The following is a 17,983-nucleotide window of genomic DNA, read 5'->3' as shown; positions in this document are numbered from 1 at the left end:
CCTCACCCACACGTCAGCGAGGATCGATGAGCACGCTCAGCCGGGACCAGGTGCGCGAGATGATGGCCGAGGTGCTCTCGGCCCAGGGCAAGCAGCTGCCCGCCGAGGACTCCGCGTCGTTGCAGGAGATCGGCTTCCGCTCGCTGGACTTCTCCGAGCTGGCGCTGCGCGTCGAGGACGAGATCGACACCGAGCTCAACTTCGACGCCCCCGGCCTGCGCTCCATCGAGACCGTCGGCGACGTGCTCGACTTCCTCGACCAGCTGCAGAACGCGTGACCTATCCCGCCGGCGCGGGCAACCGCGTGGTGATCCCCGGGCCCGCCGGCTTCGACGGCACCTGGGAGCAGCTGTCCCGCGAGCCGTACGCCGGCGCCGGCCTCGACGGTCCGACGCTCGCCGAGCTGCCCGCGGCGGCGGCGTTCCTCGCGGCCGGGCCGCTGGAGGCCGCTCAGGCGGCGTGGCTCGCCGCGTCCGACTCGCAGCGCGAGACGCTGATCGCCGCCGAGACCCGGGTCGACGCCGAGCAGGCGGCGCAGCTGCGCCGCGACGGGCTCGCCCTGGTCCGGCGCACGCCCGAGCCCGACGTCGTCGTCGAGCCGGCCGACCCGGAGCGCGAGCCGGCGCCCGGCCGGGTCTGGCTGCTGACGTCGGGGTCGACGGGCCGGCCCAAGCAGGTCGCCCACACGATCGCGTCGCTGACCACCGTCGCCGGTGACCAGCCGGCGCGCACCTGGCTGTGCCCGTACACCTCCGGCGCCTACGCCTGGTGGCAGGTCGTGACGCTGTCGCTCACGCTGCCCGGGCAGGACGTCGTCTTCGTCGACGGCGCGCGCCCCGACGAGTGGCCGCAGCAGGCGCTGGCGGCCGGGGTGACGGCGGCGTCGGGCACGCCGACCTTCTGGCGGCAGGCGATCTTCCGCAGCGGCGAGACCCTGGCGCGGCTGCCGCTGCAGCAGGTCACGCTCGGCGGCGAGCCCGTCGACCAGGCGGTGCTCACCCAGCTGGCCGAGCTGTTCCCGCAGGCCCGCGTGTCGTGGATCTACGCCTCGTCCGAGGCGGGCGCCGCGATCGCCGTGCACGACGGGCGGGCGGGCTTCCCCGCGGCGTGGCTCGACCGCGACACCCCGGGGCGGCCGAGGCTGTCGGTCGACGACGGCGAGCTCGTGATCGCCGCGAGCCAGGCGGCCGAGGGCATGGACGCCGAGATCCGCACGGGCGACCGCGCCGAGGTGCAGGGCGACCGGGTGCTCATCACCGGCCGCATCGCCTCCGACGAGATCAACGTCGGCGGCGCCAAGGCATCGGCGTCGAAGGTCACGGCCGTGCTGCTCGAGCACCCCGACGTGGCGTGGGCCGCCGTGCGCGGCCGCCGGGCGCCGCTCGTCGGCAACGTCGTGATGGCCGAGGTGGTGCTGCGCGAGGGCGCCACGACCACCGACGCCGAGCTGACCGCCTGGTGCGCCGAGCGGCTGCCCGACTACTCCGTCCCGCGCCGGCTGCGCATCCTGCCCGAGATCCCCATCAAGGAGTCGTTGAAGAGCGATGTCTGACCCCACCGACCCGATCCCCGCCGCCCGGACCGTGCTCATCACCGGGGGCACCAAGGGCCTCGGCCTGGAGCTGGTGCGCGACACCCTGGCCCAGGGCGCCAAGGTCGCGACGTTCTCGCGCTCGCTGACCCCCGAGATCGAGCAGCTGCAGCGCGAGCTGCCCGACCAGGTCTACGCCGCGCCGCTGGACATCAACGACGAGGCCGGCGGCAAGGCGTTCCTCAAGGACGCCGCCGCGAAGCTCGGGCCGATCGACGCGCTGGTCAACAACGCGGCCATCGGGCAGGACTCGCTGCACCTGCACACCTCGCCCGAGCGCATCGCCCAGATCGTGCAGACCAACCTCACCGCGCCGCTGATCCTCACCCGCGCGTTCATCCGGCACGCGATGGCCAAGGTCGGCCGGGGCCGGATCGTCATGGTGACCTCGATCTGCGCCCAGCGCGGCTACTCCGGCCTGGTCGCCTACTCCGCCACCAAGGGCGGGCTCGACGCGGCCATGCGCACGCTGGCCCGCGAGATGCACGGCCGCTTCCTCGTCAACTCGGTCGCGCCCGGCTTCTTCGCCTCCGAGATGAGCTCGGTGCTCGGCACCGAGCAGCTGTCGACGATCAGCCGCCGCACCCCGTCGGGCCGCCTGGTCACGCCCGCCAACATCGCGCCGGTCGTGCGCGGGCTGCTGTTCGACGACACCAACCTCAACGGCCAGGCGATCGTCATCGACGGGGGCGGGTCGATCTGACCCGCGAGCTCGCGTCGCTGCGCCGGGGGGAGATCCCCGGCGAGCTCGCGAGCGCGCTCGCGGCGCCGGCCGTGCTCGTCGGCCAGGGGTTCCGCGACACCCACCCCCGGCTGCCGCGCTCCTACCTCGCCGACGGTCGGGTCGTCGCGTGGGACGTCACGCCGCCGCCGGGCTGGTCGGTCGCGGTCGACGCCGAGCTCGAGGGGCAGCAGCTGTCCGACCTGGTACGCCGTCGCGCGGGTCTGCCCGTCGGCACCGGCCAGGCGCAGACCCTCGTCGCCTGGACCCAGGCCGAGGTGATGGCCAAGCTGCTCGACGTCCCGATCCTGTTGCGGCTCAAGGAGTTCGGGCTCGGACTCGCCGACCTCGGCGAGCACGAACCGGTGGCCCTGCACAGCTGGGCCATGCACGGCCTGATCCTCACCGTCGGCGTGCACGCACCGCCTCGGTCAGCCGCGACGCCGGAGCGGTGAGCACCAGCAGCATCCGCCGGGCGAACGGCCCCTCGGTCGCGTCGACCACCTGCTCCAGCGCCCGGATGCGGCGCTCCTGCTGGGCGTAGCGCTCCTGCAGCCAGCGCACCTGCCGGTCACGGTCGGCCAGGTCGTCGCGCAGCCGGTGCGTCTCGGCGGCCGGTCCTTCGCGGTCCACGTCGGGCCGTGCGAGGGCGTTCTGGGCGAGGGCGGTCTGGGCGAGGTCAGTCTGGGCGAGGTCGGCCTGGGCGAGGTCGGTCCGTGCGGTGCCGGGGCCGGCCGGTCGGGCGTCGCCCACGAGCAGCACGTCGTCCGGCAGCGCCGCCTCCTCGACCGGGCCCTCGACGACCACCCAGCCCGCGGCGAGCTGGGGGAGCGCGTCGGCCTCGACCGCGCGGCGGGCGGCCGCAACCCCCACCACCTCGCGCGACAGCGTCGCGAGAGCCGCCTCGAGCTGCGCCGGCGGGACCGCGGAGCCGGCGAGGACGTACGGGCTGGGGAGGGTGGGCAGCACGGACAGCACGCGGGCGCCGGGCGCGAGGGCGGCCAGCTCGCCGGCGTGCGGGCGGCGGCGGTCGAACCCGGGGCTGCCGACCCACCAGTCGGCGTCCACGTCGCGGCGCGGGCTGCGCGGCAGCGGGCTGGTGAGGTCGTTGCCGACCAGGGCCACGAGCACGCCGCCGGGGCGCAGCGTGGCGCGCGCCAGGTCGAGCAGGCCGGCATGGGTGAGCGGCTCGTCGTCGGGGGTGAGCGCGGTCTCGGGGCCGTCGAGCACGACGCAGGCGGCGGCCGTGCCGCGCGGCGGGTCCTGGGTCAGCAGCGGCTCGGTGCTCGCGGGTCCGGTCGGGCTCCACGCGACCGCGGCGTCGGCCGGGGCGTCCTCGTGCGACGCGCCCGGGCGCAACACGTCTTGCTGCCCGCGGCGCAGCACCTCCCGCGAGGCGAGCGGACCGGCCGGCGAGGCCGCCAGCTGCGCGGCCCGCGGGCCCAGCAGCAGCACCGGGCCGTCGGCCGGCAGCACCCGCTCCAGCAGCTCGCACAGGACATCCATAGCCATGGTCGTCGGGGTCTGCTCTGCCACGCCGATAGCCTAGGCCGGTGCCCGGCTCTGACCCCCTGCCCAGTGTCGGGGCGGTCGTGCTGCACATGGGCGACCGCCCGCGCGAGCTCGCGACCGCGCTGCGCGACCTGCTGCGCCAGCGCGGCGTCCGGCTCGACGTCGTCGTCGTGGGCAACGGCTGGCGTCCGAGCGGGCTGCCGGAGGGGGTCCGCTCGACCTACCTGCCGACCAACGCCGGCATCCCCGAGGGCCGCAACGTCGGCGCCCGCGAGGTGCACGGCGACTACCTGTTCTTCTTCGACGACGACGCGACCATCCCGCGCGACGACGTGCTCGCGCGGCTCGTCGAGGTCGTGCGCACCCGGCCGCGCGCCGCGCTGTGCCAGCCCGGCCTCACCGACCCCGAGACCGGCGCCGCCCCGCGCCGGTGGGTGCCGCGGCTGCGGGTGCGGCCCGGCGAGGACCAGGGCGGGCAGGTCGCCTCGTTCTCCGAGGGCGTGGTGCTCGTGCGCCGCGACGCGTTCCGCGAGGCCGGCGGCTGGCCGGGGCAGTTCTTCTTCGGGCACGAGGGCATCGAGCTCGCCTGGCAGCTGGTCGAGCACGGCTGGACGCTGTGGTACGACCCGGGCATCCAGGTGCACCACCCCTACACCGAGGCCGCCCGGCACGAGATCTACTACCGCACCAACGCCCGCAACCGGGTGTGGGTCGCGCGCCGGAACCTGCCGGCGCCGCTCGTCCCGGTCTACCTCGGCACCTGGACCGCGCTCACCCTCGCCCGGGTGCGCGACAAGGACGCGCTGCGCGTGTGGTTCCGCGGGTTCGCCGAGGGCGTGCGCGAGCCGGCAGGCCCGCGCCGGCCCATCTCCTGGCGCACGGTGCGCGAGCTGTCCCGGGCCGGTCGGCCCCCGGTGATCTGAGTGGCGGGCCACTACGTCGTCGTCACCGGGGCCTCCAGCGAGACGCACCTGGTCTACGTCGCGTCCTACCTGCGGCACCTGCTCACCGACGGGCAGCCGATCACCGTGGCCTACCCCGGCCGCGGGCAGGTCGACGTCACCCGCCCCGACCTGCGCGCGCTGCTGCCCGACGAGCCGGGCCTGCAGGTCGAGGTCATCAACGGCGAGGGCTGGACCGCCCCCGCCGACCAGGAGCTGACGTACGTCTCCATCGGCGTGCCCGGCCTCAAGCCGTGGGCGCAGCTGCGCCGGGCCAACCGCGGCCGCGCGATGCACGTCGTCGTCACCGACGAGGGGCTCGGCTCCTACGGCACCTGGCGCACCCGCCGCGAGGCGTGGCTGCGCGAGGGTGTGCGCGAGCCGTGGCGGTCCGTGCGCACCACCGCCGTCACCGCCGGCGCCCGCTGGCTCACCACGCGTCGCTGGCCGATGTACCAGCAGGTCGGCGAGCAGTGGCGCGTCGTCGGACCGGTCGCCGAGGAGTTCCGGCGGCACCTGCCGCTGCGGTCCGACGCGCTCGTCGCGCGCCGGCGCGTCGTGCTGCTCAGCCAGCCCTGGATCGAGCTGGGCGTCGTCAGCGAAGCCGTCTACCTCGACCACGTCGAGCGGCTCGCCGGCGAGGTCGACAAGGCCGGCAGCGAGCTGCTGGTGCGACCGCACCCCAGCGAACGTCCGGGGCGCTACCGGCACGTCGGTGAGCTCCCCAGTGCCGGACCGGCCGAGCTCGACCCGACGGTGGCGTACGCCGGGGGGCTGATCGGCGGACCCAGCACCGCCATGCTCAACCTGGCCGCGGTGCACGGCGTGCCCGCGGTGCGGGTGGGCGTGCCCGGGCGGCCCGACCTCGACACGAACCTCAGCAGCCAGCAGACGTCGCTGCTGGACCAGTTCCTCGGACCCGTCGTCCCCGACGACGCTGTCCACGAGCGGTTGCAGCCGTAGTCGCCGCGACGTACCTGTGCGACCTGGGCGTCCTGATCGTCGCGCCCCGGTTCACCACGTAGTGTCGTGGTGTGAGCAGTACCCCCAGGCGCGGTCGATCGGCGAGGTCGTCCGGGCAACAGGTCTCGAAGGTGTCGCGCGCCGCCGAGGTGGCGGGTGACGAGGTGCGCCGGCTGGTCGAGCGCCCCGCCGTGCAGCGCGTGGTCGGGCGAGCGGTCGACGCGGCCCGCACGACCGCAGGCCGGCTGCCGGGCGGTCACGACGAGGTGCAGCTGAGCGCCGCCGACCTGCGCGGCGTCCAACCCACCGGCGTGCTCGTCGACGGCGCCCAGGCCCGCGCGGCCCGGGCCACCGCGCGAGCGATCGGGCTGCCGCGGGCGCTCGACGGCGCCGCCTCGTGGGTCGCGCTCGGGGCGCTGGCCGCGCTGCTGCGCGTGGCCGACGACGGACGCCGCCGCGCCGTGGTCATCGAGGCCGGCGCCGGGTCCCGCTCGGTGTTCAGCCGGTGGGCCACCGCCGCGGGCTTCGCTCCGCTGCACCTCGACGTGACCCGCCCCGACGTGGTCGGCGACCGGCTCGACCCCGGCAGCGTCGACCTCGTGGCGCTGCTCCACCCGCGCAGCACCACCCCCGACGACGTCGACCTGGAGCTCGTGCGCTCCAGCCTCGCGGTCCGGAACGGTGGCCTGGTCGTGGTCTCCCTGCAGCTCGGCCCGGTCGAGACCGGCGGCTTCGGGGTGGCCGACGTCCGCGCCCTGGTGGCTCGCGCCGGCGAGCAGGGCCTCGCGCTCGTGGGCGAGCTCGACATCGACGACGTGGCCCGGGCGACCCGCGCGCAGGCGCAGCACCGGGATCGGCCGATCGGCCTGGTGCTGCTGACCTTCCGCCGCCGGTGAGCGCAGCGCCCGACGAGCGCACGACGTACTCTCCGGGCCGGCCGGTCCCGCTCCTGGCCATCATCGGTCCGCTGCGGCACGGCGCCGGCGACCCGACGTTCCGCAGCATCGACGGCAGCACCTGGCTCGGGCAGCGCACGCCCGAGGGCCCCGCGACCCTGCGGCTGGACGTGCGGCGCGCCGCCGACGGCGACGTGGTCGAGGCGGCGGCCTGGGGTCCCGGCGCGCGGTGGGCGGTCGCCCAGGTCCCCGAGCTGCTCGGCGACCGCGACGACCCCAGCGGGTTCGTGCCCGCGCCGGAGCATCCGGTGCTGCGCCGGGTGCACCGCGAGCGGCCGCACTGGCGGGTGCCGCGCTCGGGCCTGGTCGTCTCCGAGCTGGTGCCGGTCGTCGTCGAGCAGCGGGTCACGGGCCGGCAGGCGTTCCAGGCCTACCGCCGGCTGGTGCGCGGCTACGGCGAACCGGCCCCCGGACCCGGCGCGGACCTCGGCCTGCTCGTGCAGCCCACGGTCGCGCAGTGGCGCCGGGTGGCCTCGTGGGTGTGGCTGCGCGCCGGCGTCGACGCGCAGCGGGCCGACACGGTGATGCGCGCGCTCGCGGTCGCCCCGCGCCTCGCGGAGATCACCGGCCTCGCCCCGGCCGACGCCCGCCGGCGGCTGCGCCTGGTCCCCGGGATCGGCGTCTGGACCGCGGCCGAGATCGCCCAGCGCGCCCTCGGCGACGCCGATGCCGTCAGCGTCGGCGACTACCACGTCGCCAAGCACGTCACGCATGCCCTCGAGGGTGTCGTCGGTGACGACGCGCGCATGCTCGAGCTGCTCCGGCCGTACGCCGGGCACCGGTTCCGCGTCCAGCGACTCCTGGAGACGGCGGGCGTGGGGGCGCCGCGCCGCGGGCCGCGGATCACCCTGCCCACCCACCTGCCGCAGTGACCCGCGCGCACCGGGCCCGCCGCTGCATTTCGTACGTTCACGCACGATCTGAGGGGGCGTGGCCCGGGATTGTGGGGGTGGCCGCTGCATTTCGTACGTTCACGCACGATCTGCGCGGGCGTGGCCCGGGATTGCGGGGGTGGCCGCTGCATTTCGTACGTCAACGCACGATCTGAGGGGGCGTCGCCCGGGATTGCGGGGGTGGCCGCTGCATTTCGTACGTCGACGCACGATCTGCGGGGGCGGGGCGGCTCAGCGCTCGCGCACCCGCAGCCGGACCACCCCGTCGGCCCCGTGACCGTCCGCGTCCGGCAGCCGCTCACCGAGCAGCCGCTCACCGACCAGGCGCTCCCCGGCGAGCGCGACCTCCACCCGGGCCCAGGCGCGGCCGAGCAGCACCGGGTCGTCGGCGCGCAGCTCGACCCGGTCGCCGTCGCTCGTGGCGCCCACGCCGGCCTCGCCCCCGCGCCGGACCGCCGGGTCGGCGAGCGCGACGCGGACGGCGCGGGCGATCCGGTCGGCGAGCGGCTCGGGGTGCACCGACTCGATGCCGCACGACTCCGACAGCGGCGACCCGGCCGGCACGCCCAGCGCGTCGCGCACGGCCTCGGCGCGGCCGAGGGCGAACCAGTCCTCGGGGCCGGAGCGCACCAGCTCGCGCGCGCGGGTGCCCGGCCCGTCGACCACGAGCCCGTCGAGCCCGCGCACCAGCGCGACCGGCACCCCGTCGAGCTTGCCCTTCACCAGGTCGGCGGCGGCCGCGACCTCGTCGGCGAGGCAGCGCACGGTGACGGCGAGCTCGCGACCCTCGGAGTCCGTACGCCCGCGCAGGTCGTCCACGCCGCGCACCCCGGAGAGGCCGAGGGCGAAGTCGGTGAGACCCGCGCGCCACGGGCGCCCGGCGGTGTCGCTGAGCACGACGCCGACGCGCACCGGCTCGCCCCAGGCACCCACGACCGCCGCGCGCAGCCCCGCGGCGGCGGCGTCGGGGTCGTGGGGGAGCAGCAGCAGGTCGCTCGACCCGGTGTTGGACGCGTCGATGCCGGCGCCCGCCATCACCGGACCGGCCAGCGCGGCGACGACCCGGGTGGTGCCGGTCGAGGTGGCGCGCTCGCTCACGACCCGGTCGGACTCGGCCAGCACGAGCGCGGCGCGGTCGTCGGTGGTCGGCACGAGGTCGTCGGCCTTGGAGACCAGCTTGCTCGTCACGACCAGCAGGTCGCCGTCGCGCAGCCGCTCGCCCTGCGCGCGCAGCGCCGTCACGACGAGGGCGCCCACGTCGTCCCCGGCGCGCACCTGCGCGATCCCGCGCACCGGCAGGATCGTGAGCGGTTCGCTCATCGAGCGAGCCCCAGCGCCAGGTCGAGCGCGCCGCCCGCGATCTTGGCGGCGTGGTCGATGTCGCGCATGAGGATCGGCATGTGCGCGCTGGTGGCGCGGCTGCCGCGGGGGAGCGGGTCGTCGGCGTCGGCGTCGTCGACCAGCCACCCGTCGAGGAAGTCGGCGTAGAGCCCGGCGACCGCCGCCGCGCTGGGCTCGAGGTCGAGCACGGCCAGGCAGGCGTCGGCGTGGCCGCGCACCGGGGCGCCGCCGATGATCGGCGAGACCCCGACGACCGGCGCGGTGGTGCCGCGCAGCGCGTCGCGCACGCCGGGCACTCCGAGGATCACGCCGATCGACACGACCGGGTTGCTCGGCGGCAGCAGCACCACGTCGGCCGACCGCAGCGCGTCCAGCACGCCGGGGGCCGCGGCCGCCCGGTCCAGCCCCGCGACGACGAACCGGCGCGCGGGGATCGCGGCCTGGTGGCGCACCCACCACTCCTGGAAGTGGATCGCCTGCTCCTGCCCGTCGCGCTCGATCACCACGTGGGTCTCGACGGGGACGTCGGTCATGGGCAGCAGGCGTACGCCCTGGTCGGGCAGGCCCCACCGCGCGGCCAGCCGCGCGGTCACCTGGGACAGCGTCTGCCCCTGCGCGAGCCACTGGCTGCGCGCGACGTGGGTGCCGAAGTCGCGGTCGCCGAGCCGGAACCACTGCGGCGTGGCGCCGTAGGCCTGCAGCTCGTCCTGCACCGCGAACGACTCGTCGGCCCGGCCCCAGCCCTGCCCCTCGTGCACGCCGCCGCCGAGCGTGTAGAGCAAGGTGTCCAGGTCGGGGCAGACCCGCAGCCCGAACAGGGAGATGTCGTCGCCGGTGTTGCCGACGATCGTGAGCTCGTGCGGGCCGTCGTCGCGCTGGTCGAGGTGCCGGCGCAGGCCGCGCAGGAAGCGCGCGCCGCCGACCCCTCCGGCGAGGGCAGTGATGTGCATGGCGGCAGTCTCTCAGCAACCCCGCGCTTGACGAATTGCTAACGACGGCAGTGTAATAACAGCGCTGTAGTTCGCAGCACCCGCAGCGCGATCGTGAGGAGGAGCCGTGCACGAGCTGAAGTTGCTCAGCATGCACGACGATGCGCTCGAAGAGGATGGCGAGCTGTCGTGGCAGGAGCGTGCCCTGTGCGCGCAGACCGACCCCGAGGCGTTCTTCCCCGAGAAGGGCGGCTCGACCCGTGACGCCAAGAAGGTGTGCGTCGGGTGCGAGGTCCGGGCCGAGTGCCTGGAATATGCCCTCGCCCACGACGAGCGCTTCGGCATCTGGGGCGGCCTGTCCGAGCGAGAGCGTCGCAAGCTCAAGAAGCGCGCAGTCTGACGGCTCGGCCGTCACCCCTGACCCCCGGCGGGGCATCGCCGGAGGATGATGCCCGACGAGTGCCTGGCAGGTGAGAGCCGATGGCGATGGCGACGGCCGAGCCGGACGCGACCCCTGACGACCGAGGCCTGCGACCCGTGGCCGGCGCCGACCGCACCGCCGTGACCGTCACGGCACTGCTCGTCGTCCAGGACCCCGACAACCCCTATCTCGAGCACACGCTCGCGGCGCTCGCCGAGCTCCAGCAGCGCCCGCAGCGGCTCGTCGTCGTCGACGCCACCGCCGACCGCGCGGTGCGAGACCTCGTCGACGACCAGGCGCACGCCCCGTGGCGCGAGCAGTACCCCGAGGTCTCGGTCGTGGCCGTGCCGCCCGGCGCACCGTTCGCCGAGATCGTCGACACCGCGGTCGAGGCGCTGCCCGGCCCCGGCGAGGACCTCGTCGTCGCCCGTCGCCCCCGCCAGCGCGCGCGGGCGCGCGAGACCCGGGTGCGCGACCGCGACGAGTGGTTCTGGCTGCTGCACGAGGACTCCCAGCCCGCCCCCGGCTCGCTGCGCGCCCTGCTGCAGGTGGCGGGCCGCTCGCAGCGCGTCGGCGTCGCGGGCTGCAAGGTCGTGCAGGCCCAGCAGCCCGACCTGTTGGTCAACGTCGGCCTCGACCTGACCCGCACCGGCCGCCACGTCGGCACGCACATGCAGGGCGAGCCCGACCAGGGCCAGCACGACACCCGCTCCGACGTGCTCGCGGTGAGCAGCGCCGGCATGCTGATCCGCCGCGACGTCTACCTCGGCCTCGGCGGGTTCGACCCGGCCTTCGACGGCGAGGGCGACGGCCTCGACCTGTGCTGGCGCACCCACCTGCTCGGCCACCAGGTCGTCGTGGTCCCGCAGGCCGTCGTGCGCCAGGAGATCCACGACCCCGAGGCCGGCCGTACGCTGCGCCGCGCCGGCCGCACCGACGCCGATCAGCCCGCGCCCCGCTCCGCCCGCACCCTGCGCCGGCACCGCCAGGTCGCCCTGGCCCGTTGCTCCCCGCTCGCCCTGCCGTTCATGGCGCTGTGGGTCGGCCTCAGCGGACTGCTGCTCGCGCTGCTCATGCTCGTGCTCAAGCGGCCGCGGCGCTCGCTCACCGAGCTGGCCCAGGCGACGGCACCCCTCGGCGTCGGCCGGATCCTCGGGGCGCGCTCGCGCTTCGGCGGCCGCGGACGTACGCGCCGACGGCACCTCGGAGCCCTCTTCGTCCCGGCGGGGGCCGCCGCCCGTGACGCGCTCGACCAGACGCGGGCCGCCCTCACCCCGGCGCCCGACGACCCCGACGCGGCACACGAGTCGGTCGTCAGCCAGCGCCGCAGCCTCGCGGCCCGGATCGTCCTCAACCCCGGGCTGTGGCTGTTCGTGACGCTGCTCGCGGCCACGCTGGTGCGCTGGCGCGACCACGTCGGGTCGGGCGCGCTGCGCGGCACCGCGCAGGGCTTCGCCGGCGGCCAGCTGCTGCCGTTCAGCACCGACGCCGAGGGCATCTGGCGGCTGTGGCGCGACCGCTGGTCCGGCCCCGGCCTGGGCGAGCTGGGCACCGAGCACCCCTATCTGCCGGTGCTGGCCGGGCTCGCCCGCGGGGCCGAGCTGCTGCCCTGGGTCGACGACGCGACCTCCGGTGCCACCGTCGTCGGCTGGCTGCTGCTGCTCGGCGTGCCGCTGTCGGGGCTGAGCGCCTATCTCGCCGGCCGCGCCGCGACCCGGGCGGCCTGGCCGCGCGCCGCCGCCGGTCTCGCGTGGGCGGGCCTGGCCACGGTCAGCGCCGCCACCGCCGAGGGCCGGCTCGGTCCCGTCGTCGGGCACGTGCTGCTGCCGGTCGTCCTCGCGGGCACGCTCAGCGTCGCGCGCCGCCGCGCGGGGGTGCCGAGTACCTTCGGGACGGTCCTGGCCGCCGCCGTCATGGGCGCCTTCGCACCCGTGCTGCTCGCCCTCACCACCGTTGTCGCGCTCGGCGTGGTGCTCGTCGGCAGCGGCTGGGCGCGGCTGCGCGGCCTCGTCGTCGCCGTCGGCCCGTGGGGTCTGCTCGGGCCGTGGACGGGCGTACGCCTGCTCGACGACCCGCGCGCCCTGCTCGCCGGTCCGGGCGGGCTCACCTCGGCCACCGCACCCGAACCGTGGCAGCTGGCCCTGCTGCACCCCGGCGGCGCCGGCTCCTACCCCGCGTGGTGGACCGCCCCCGTGATCGCCGTCGGGCTGCTCGCGCTCGGTGCGCGCGCCCGCGGCCGCGTCCGGCTGGTCGTCGGTCTCGCGGTCACCGCGCTGCTCGGCCTCGCGGGCGGTCTCGCCGCGCAGCAGGTGACGGTCACCGACCTCGCCGGCCAGGCCCGCGTGCCGTGGCCCGGCCTCCCGCTCGACCTCGCCGGTGCCGCGCTGCTCGGGCTGGCGCTCGTCGCCTTCGGCGACACCTTCCGGGCCGGCCGCCGGCCGCGCGGCGCCGGGGTGCGTACCGCCTCGGTCGCCCTGCTCGTGACGGGCATCGTCGCGGCCGTCGTCGTCGTGGGCGCCGTCGCCTGGGACCGGCCGATCCGCACCCTGCAGACCGCGCCCGAGCCCGTCCCGGCGGTCGCCGCCAACCAGGCGCAGGGGCAGCGCGCCACCCGCATGCTGACCCTCACCGTCGAGCGCGACGGCGACGTGACCTACCGCCTCGACGGGCGCGAGACCGGGCGGCCGGTGCGCGACCTCGACGTGCCGGCCAGCTCCGACCCGCTCGTGGCCCGCACCGTGCGGGCGCTGCTCACCGACTCCGGGCGCGACAGCGGGGTGCAGGACCAGCTGTCCCGGCTCGCGGTCGGGTTCGTCGGGCTCACCGGCCCCGGCGACTCCTCGACCGTCGCGCGCCAGCTCGCCGTGGTCGAGGGGCTCTCGCCGATGGCCGCCGGCTCAGACCTCACGCTCTTCCGCGTGCTCCCGCGGCCCGAGACCGTGCCGATGTCGCGACTGCGCATCGAGCGCGACGGGCAGGTGCTGTCCGCGGTCGGGACCGACGACCCCAACGCGCGCACGACCGCGCGCATCCCGGCCGGACCCCAGGGCCGCGTGCTGGCCGTCTCCGAGGCGCCCGGCTGGGCGCGGCTCGCCGAGGTCAGCCTCGACGGCAAGCCGCTGCGCCGGGTCGCCGGCGACGTCCCGACGTACGCCCTCCCCACCACCGGCGGCGAGCTGCAGGTCGGCCCGGCGGTGGCCTACCCGCGATGGCGCTGGGCGCAGGGCGCGGCCCTCGCGGTCGTGGCCTTCCTCGCGGTGCCGTTCGGCAACGCCCGCTCGCGGAGGCGGGGATGAGGGGCGGCGGGCTGGCGCGCATCGTCGCCGCGACGGCCGCCGGCGCCGGGCTCGTGGTCGCCGCCGGGGGCACCCTGCCCACGGTCGACCTGGCCGAGGCGTCCGACGCCCCGGCCGCCTCCGCCGAGGCGGCGCCCACCGCGCGCGTCGCGCTGAGCTGCCCCGGACCCGACCGCCCGGGCGTCCCCGGCCTGCCCGACGCAGACCAGGCGGTCACCGTCATCACGGCGGCCGCACCGAGCGGGCTCGTCGGTGAGAACCGTTCGGGCGCAACGGGTTCCGGCGACCGGTCAGCTCCTGGCGCGAGCTCGGTCGAGGCGCTGTCGGTGCCCGGCGCCGCTGCCCTGCGCGGCGCGACCACCCGGCCCGGCGCGACCAGCCCGGTCGCGCTCGACGGCCCGCGCGGCCTCGACCTGATGGCGCAGGGACCGGTCGCGACCGGCTACTCCGCCGTCCAGATCGGGCTCGACCGTGCGCAGTCGGTGCGGGGGCTCGGCCTGGTCCCGTGCACCACCCCGACGGCCGAGAGCTACCTGCTGGCCGGCAGCCCCGACGAGGGGCGCTCCGAGCGGCTGGTGCTCACCAACCCCGCGCCCAACCCGGTCACCGCCCGGGTGTCCGTGCTCGGCGGCGCGGCCCCGCAGGACGTCGTGGTCCCCGCCCGGTCGCGCGAGGTCGTGGTGCTGGGCAGCATCGACGACCGTGCCCAGGACCCGGTCGTCAAGGTCACCGCAGACCGCGGGACGGTGTCGGCCGCGCTGGTCGAGACCGACTTCGCGGGGGCCGTGCCGCGCGGCTCCGACGTCACGCCGGCCGCCGCCGCGCCGGCCACCGACCAGCTGGTCCCGGCCACGGTCGTGACCCGCGACGGCGCAGCGAGCCTGCGCGTGGGGGTGCCGGGCGCGGAGGACGCCGTGGTCCGGGTGAGCGTCCTGGGGTCGGGTGCGCAGACGTACGACGACGTGGTGCAGACCGTCCCCGGCGGCAGCGCGGCGACGATCCGGCTGCCGGGGCTCGCGCCGGGGCGTTATGCCGTACGCCTGCGCGCCGACGCCCCCGTCGTCGCCGCGTCGCACTCGGTCGGCGTCAGCGACCGCAGCAAGCCGACCGACTCGATGTGGCTGCCCGCCGCGGCGCCCGTGCGCGGTCTGGTCGGGGTCGCGGTCCCGCAGGTGCCGCAGGGCCGCGCCGAGCTCGTGCTCAGCGCGCCGGAGGGGGAGCGCCGCGTCACGCTCGGCACCGTCGACGCCGCGGGCAAGCTCTCGACCCGGTCGGTCACCGTGCCCGACGGCGGCGCGACGACCCTCGACGTGAGCACCGCCCGCGCCGTCTGGGTGCGCCCGAGCGGGGGAGAGGTGGGCGCCGCGCTGGTGGTGTCGGGTCGCGACGGCGACCAGCCGCTCCTCGCCGGGGTGCCGCTGGTCGAGGCCACCGGCGTCAGCTCGGTCGTCGACGCCGCGCAGGCGCCCCAGCGCTGACGAGAGCTGCGGCCGGCACCGTCACAGTCGCCGATACCGGGGGTTGTTGCGGGGTGTGGCGTTCCGGCACGGTCACAGCGGCCGATATCGGGGGTTGTTGCGGGGTGTGGCGTCAGGGCACGGTCACAGCGGCCGATATCGGGGGTTGTTGCGGGGTTGTTGCGGGGTGTGCGGCCTGGCTGCGCGGGCACTCAGCCGTGGACGCCCGTGGCGCCTTCCCGGGCCGCCAGCCACTCGCCGTACGTCGTGCCGCCGCGCTCGGCCTGCGGGCCGGGCAGGTTCGAGCCGCGGGCGAACGCCGACAGCACCGAACCGACCGCGGGGACCGGCAGCAGGCGCGGGTTCGACCGGCCGCGGACCCGCGCGCTGAGCACCGCGAGGTCGCGCCCGCTGAGGATCTCCGGTCCGGCGACGTCGAGCGGCTCGGCGCGCGGCGGCGACAGCGCCAGGTCGACGGCGCGCACGGCGACGTAGACCGGGTCGATGCTCGCGAACCGCAACCCCTTGATGCCGAGGCTCAGGGGTCCGATCGAGGCGTGCGTGAGCTGCTCGACGAGCTGGTGGAACTGCGTCGCGCGCAGGATCGTGACGGGGAGACCGCTCGCGGTGACGATGCTCTCGGCGGCGACCTTGGCGCGGTAGTAGCGCAGCGGGTTCGCGTGCGCGCCGACGATCGACACGTGCAGCAGGTGCGCCTCGGGAGCCACCTCGGCGAGCGTCTCGGTGAGCCGCCGGGTCCCCTCGACGTCGACCTCGCGGGCGTGCAGCGGGTCGGTGGCGCAGTGGATCACGGCCTGTACGCCGTCGGCCGCCTCGGCGAGGCCGGCACCGGTGGCGAGGTCGCCGCCGACCTGCTCGGGCCGCGCGGGGTCGGGCGTGCGGGTGAGCACCCGCGCGGGCACCTGCGAGCGGACCAGCTCCTCCACGACCGCGCTGCCCAGGGTGCCGGTGCCGCCGGTGACCAGCACGGGGGTGCGGCCGACCCCGGGCAACCCCTCGACGAAGGTCGGGGCGTCGGTCGGCTGGGTCATCGGTCGCCCTCGAGGTCCTCGGGCGACATCCCGAGCAGGCTGGCGACCTGCTCGACGACGACCGCCTCGACCAGCATCGCCAGCTCGGACTCGCGGTCGACGCGGCTGGCCACGGGCCGGCGGTAGACCACGACCCGCGGGGGCGTGCGCCCGTCGGCGGGGAACAGTCGGCCCAGCGGGACCGCCTCCTCCCACGAGGCCGGGTCGCTGGGCGGGATGTCCTCCACGGCGACCTCGAGCGGGTCGAGGCTGCGGCCGAGGCGGCTCTCCACGCGCTCCAGGGCGTCGAGCACCAGCTCGTCGAACGCGTCGCGGCGGGTGACCATCGCGGGCACGCGCGGCCAGGCGATGGGTCCGCGCGGACCACGGCCGTGCCGCGCGCGTCGGCCGCGATGGCGTACGACGGTGCCGCGGGGCGGGCTGTCGGGTGAGGGGACCACGATTCGACCCTAGCCGCCTCAGGTGCGGCGCCCCCGGAGGCGTGGGCGCCGCTCGCCGGGTCAGCGCTCGGGCGTGGCGAAGACGCAGAACTCGTTGCCCTCCTGGTCGGTCAGCACCGACCAGCTGATCGTGCCGTCGGGGCTGCGCAGCAGGTGCGCCCCGCGGTCGACGAGGTCGGCGACCTCGACGCCGGGCTCGAGCGTGACGTCCCAGTGCAGCCGGTTCTTCACCAGCTTGGGCTCGGGCACCGGCGCGAAGTCGATGTCCTCGAACGGCGCGTCCGGCACGCCGGTCACGAAGGTGTACGTCCCGTGCGGCGTCTCGTCGCGCACCGCCTCGCCGCCGAGCAGCTCGGCCCACCACCGGCCGATCCGGGCGTGGTCGACCGCGTCGACCTCGAGGTCCTTCAGCCGGGGCGCGGCCACCGACTCGTCGACGAACACGCAGAACTCGTCGCCCTCGGGGGAGCGCAGCACGGTCCAGGGCAGCTCGCCCGGCTCGGTCACCCGGGCGAGGCCGGCGAAGACGTCGAGGTCGAGCGAGGGCGCGCGCAGGTCGAGGTGCACCCGGTTCTTGACCGTCTTCGGCTCGGGCACCGCGTTGAGCCACACCGTCTGCTGCGGGGTGGCGCCGCGCAGCATGCCCACGCCGGGGTGCGCCTCGAGCGGGTCGTTCTGCTCCAGGCTCAGCGCCGCGCCCCAGAAGTCGGCCGCCGACTCCACGTCGCGCACGTCGATGCACAGATCCTTGAACCGTACGAGCGCCATCCGCCCCTCCTCCGCCGTCACCCCGAGGCTAGGGGAGCGCGGCCGCGGCCGGAGCGGTTCGCCGAGAGCCGACCCCGCCGCTGAGAGTGCGCGACACGCCCACCCGAGCGCGCCGGAAGGGGCCACTCGCGCACTCTCACGGCGGTGGGCGCGGCGGTGGCGCGGCGGCGCGGCCCGGCGGCGCCCCGGTTCGGGGAATCCGTCGGGGGGTCGCTCGGCGCGCCCCGCGAGCGGTGTCGGTGCGCTGACCTAGAGTCCTTCGACGTGACGACCCGGCCCCGCTCCCGCACCTGCTCGCGCGCCGCCTGCGCCCGTCCGGCGGTGGCCACGCTGACGTACGTCTACGCAGACCAGACCGCCGTGCTCGGGCCGCTCGCGACGCTGGCCGAGCCACACACGTACGACCTGTGCGCCGACCACACCACCCGCCTCACCGCCCCGCGTGGCTGGGACGTCGTGCGCCTCGACATCGACCTCACCGAGCCCGAGCCGACCCCCGACGACCTGGTGGCGCTGGCCGAGGCGGTGCGTGCGGCCGCCCGCCCCGAGCCGCAGCAGCAGGCGGCCGCGGCGGCCCAGCAGGCGCCGCGCCGGGCCCCGCGACCCGCGCCGGCGCAGCCCGACCCCGAGCTGCTCGGCACCCGTCGCCGGCACCTGCGACTCCTGCCCGAGGGCTGACCCCCGGGAGGTAAGGTCGCGTCC

Annotated in this window: 18 protein-coding genes; 12 read left to right on the top strand and 6 right to left on the bottom strand. The window is 76.5% G+C overall.

The features are described from left to right. Positions 1-26: 26 nt before the first annotated feature. The 4 genes from FB554_RS10415 to FB554_RS10400 all read left to right on the top strand — a co-directional run bounded on the left by FB554_RS10415 (position 27) and on the right by FB554_RS10400 (position 2,767). Positions 27-278, top strand: coding sequence for an acyl carrier protein (locus FB554_RS10415; protein WP_142005896.1), 252 nt, complete (start codon positions 27-29; stop codon positions 276-278). Next, the gene (locus FB554_RS10410) at positions 275-1,552 is read left to right on the top strand and encodes an AMP-binding protein (RefSeq protein WP_211344574.1); all 1,278 of its coding nucleotides are present in this window, start codon (positions 275-277) and stop codon (positions 1,550-1,552) included. Before FB554_RS10415 ends, FB554_RS10410 begins: the two co-directional genes overlap by 4 nt. Beyond that, positions 1,545-2,294, top strand: coding sequence for an SDR family NAD(P)-dependent oxidoreductase (locus tag FB554_RS10405; RefSeq protein ID WP_142005895.1), 750 nt, complete (start codon positions 1,545-1,547; stop codon positions 2,292-2,294). The genes FB554_RS10410 and FB554_RS10405 overlap by 8 nt, the downstream gene beginning before the upstream one ends. Positions 2,295-2,365: 71 nt before the next feature. Then, positions 2,366-2,767, top strand: coding sequence for a hypothetical protein (locus tag FB554_RS10400; RefSeq protein ID WP_142005894.1), 402 nt, complete (start codon positions 2,366-2,368; stop codon positions 2,765-2,767). Here FB554_RS10400 and FB554_RS10395 read toward each other — a convergent pair. Then, positions 2,715-3,848: a hypothetical protein gene (locus FB554_RS10395; RefSeq protein ID WP_142005893.1), complete on the bottom strand. Its 1,134-nt coding sequence runs from the start codon at positions 3,846-3,848 to the stop codon at positions 2,715-2,717. The genes FB554_RS10400 and FB554_RS10395 overlap by 53 nt on opposite strands. A gap of 17 nt (positions 3,849-3,865) precedes the next feature. Between FB554_RS10395 and FB554_RS10390 the strand changes: the two genes are divergently transcribed. From FB554_RS10390 to FB554_RS10375, 4 genes are all read left to right on the top strand, one after another. Continuing rightward, complete coding sequence (locus FB554_RS10390) at positions 3,866-4,747, top strand: glycosyltransferase family 2 protein (RefSeq protein WP_338070564.1); 882 nt, start codon at positions 3,866-3,868, stop codon at positions 4,745-4,747. Continuing rightward, entirely contained in the window at positions 4,748-5,728 is a 981-nt protein-coding gene (locus FB554_RS10385) for a hypothetical protein (protein ID WP_142005892.1), read from the top strand. A gap of 131 nt (positions 5,729-5,859) precedes the next feature. Further along, positions 5,860-6,624 (top strand): hypothetical protein, encoded by a 765-nt coding sequence (locus tag FB554_RS10380; RefSeq protein ID WP_142005891.1) that lies wholly within the window; start codon positions 5,860-5,862, stop codon positions 6,622-6,624. After that, a complete protein-coding gene (locus FB554_RS10375; RefSeq protein ID WP_142005890.1) occupies positions 6,621-7,556 on the top strand; it encodes a DNA-3-methyladenine glycosylase family protein in 936 nt (311 codons plus the stop codon). Before FB554_RS10380 ends, FB554_RS10375 begins: the two co-directional genes overlap by 4 nt. A gap of 252 nt (positions 7,557-7,808) precedes the next feature. Here the strand turns inward: FB554_RS10375 and cofE are convergent, their stop codons facing one another. Both cofE and cofD read right to left on the bottom strand, forming a co-directional pair. After that, positions 7,809-8,897 (bottom strand): coenzyme F420-0:L-glutamate ligase, encoded by a 1,089-nt coding sequence (gene cofE / locus FB554_RS10370; RefSeq protein WP_142005889.1) that lies wholly within the window; start codon positions 8,895-8,897, stop codon positions 7,809-7,811. Then, positions 8,894-9,868, bottom strand: coding sequence for a 2-phospho-L-lactate transferase (gene cofD, locus FB554_RS10365; RefSeq protein ID WP_142005888.1), 975 nt, complete (start codon positions 9,866-9,868; stop codon positions 8,894-8,896). The genes cofE and cofD overlap by 4 nt, the downstream gene beginning before the upstream one ends. Positions 9,869-9,998: 130 nt before the next feature. Between cofD and FB554_RS10360 the strand changes: the two genes are divergently transcribed. From FB554_RS10360 to FB554_RS10350, 3 genes are all read left to right on the top strand, one after another. Then, positions 9,999-10,247 (top strand): WhiB family transcriptional regulator, encoded by a 249-nt coding sequence (locus FB554_RS10360; protein WP_142007552.1) that lies wholly within the window; start codon positions 9,999-10,001, stop codon positions 10,245-10,247. 80 nt (positions 10,248-10,327) lie between these two features. Beyond that, a complete protein-coding gene (locus FB554_RS10355) occupies positions 10,328-13,564 on the top strand; it encodes a glycosyltransferase family 2 protein (protein ID WP_142005887.1) in 3,237 nt (1,078 codons plus the stop codon). Further along, positions 13,561-15,042, top strand: a complete 1,482-nt coding sequence (locus FB554_RS10350) for a DUF5719 family protein (RefSeq protein ID WP_142005886.1) — start codon at positions 13,561-13,563, stop codon at positions 15,040-15,042. The genes FB554_RS10355 and FB554_RS10350 overlap by 4 nt, the downstream gene beginning before the upstream one ends. A gap of 191 nt (positions 15,043-15,233) precedes the next feature. Here FB554_RS10350 and FB554_RS10345 read toward each other — a convergent pair whose 3' ends face one another. From FB554_RS10345 to FB554_RS10335, 3 genes are read right to left on the bottom strand one after another with little or no spacing between them, the layout of a single operon-like run. After that, positions 15,234-16,073 (bottom strand): SDR family oxidoreductase, encoded by an 840-nt coding sequence (locus FB554_RS10345; protein WP_142005885.1) that lies wholly within the window; start codon positions 16,071-16,073, stop codon positions 15,234-15,236. After that, on the bottom strand, positions 16,070-16,513 hold the full coding sequence (locus FB554_RS10340) for a metallopeptidase family protein (RefSeq protein ID WP_236022365.1): 444 nt from the start codon (positions 16,511-16,513) through the stop codon (positions 16,070-16,072). The genes FB554_RS10345 and FB554_RS10340 overlap by 4 nt, the downstream gene beginning before the upstream one ends. Before the next feature lie 60 nt (positions 16,514-16,573). After that, positions 16,574-17,281: a VOC family protein gene (locus FB554_RS10335; protein WP_142005884.1), complete on the bottom strand. Its 708-nt coding sequence runs from the start codon at positions 17,279-17,281 to the stop codon at positions 16,574-16,576. A gap of 264 nt (positions 17,282-17,545) precedes the next feature. Here FB554_RS10335 and FB554_RS10330 point away from each other — a divergent pair, with 264 nt between their 5' ends. Next, on the top strand, positions 17,546-17,959 hold the full coding sequence (locus FB554_RS10330; protein WP_142005883.1) for a DUF3499 domain-containing protein: 414 nt from the start codon (positions 17,546-17,548) through the stop codon (positions 17,957-17,959). Positions 17,960-17,983 lie beyond the last annotated feature (24 nt).

This window comes from Barrientosiimonas humi (assembly GCF_006716095.1).
GTDB classification, from domain to species: Bacteria; Actinomycetota; Actinomycetes; order Actinomycetales; family Dermatophilaceae; genus Barrientosiimonas; species Barrientosiimonas humi.
The sequence above is the reverse complement of the archived record's forward strand: the minus strand, read 5'-3'. Positions and strand labels throughout refer to the sequence as shown.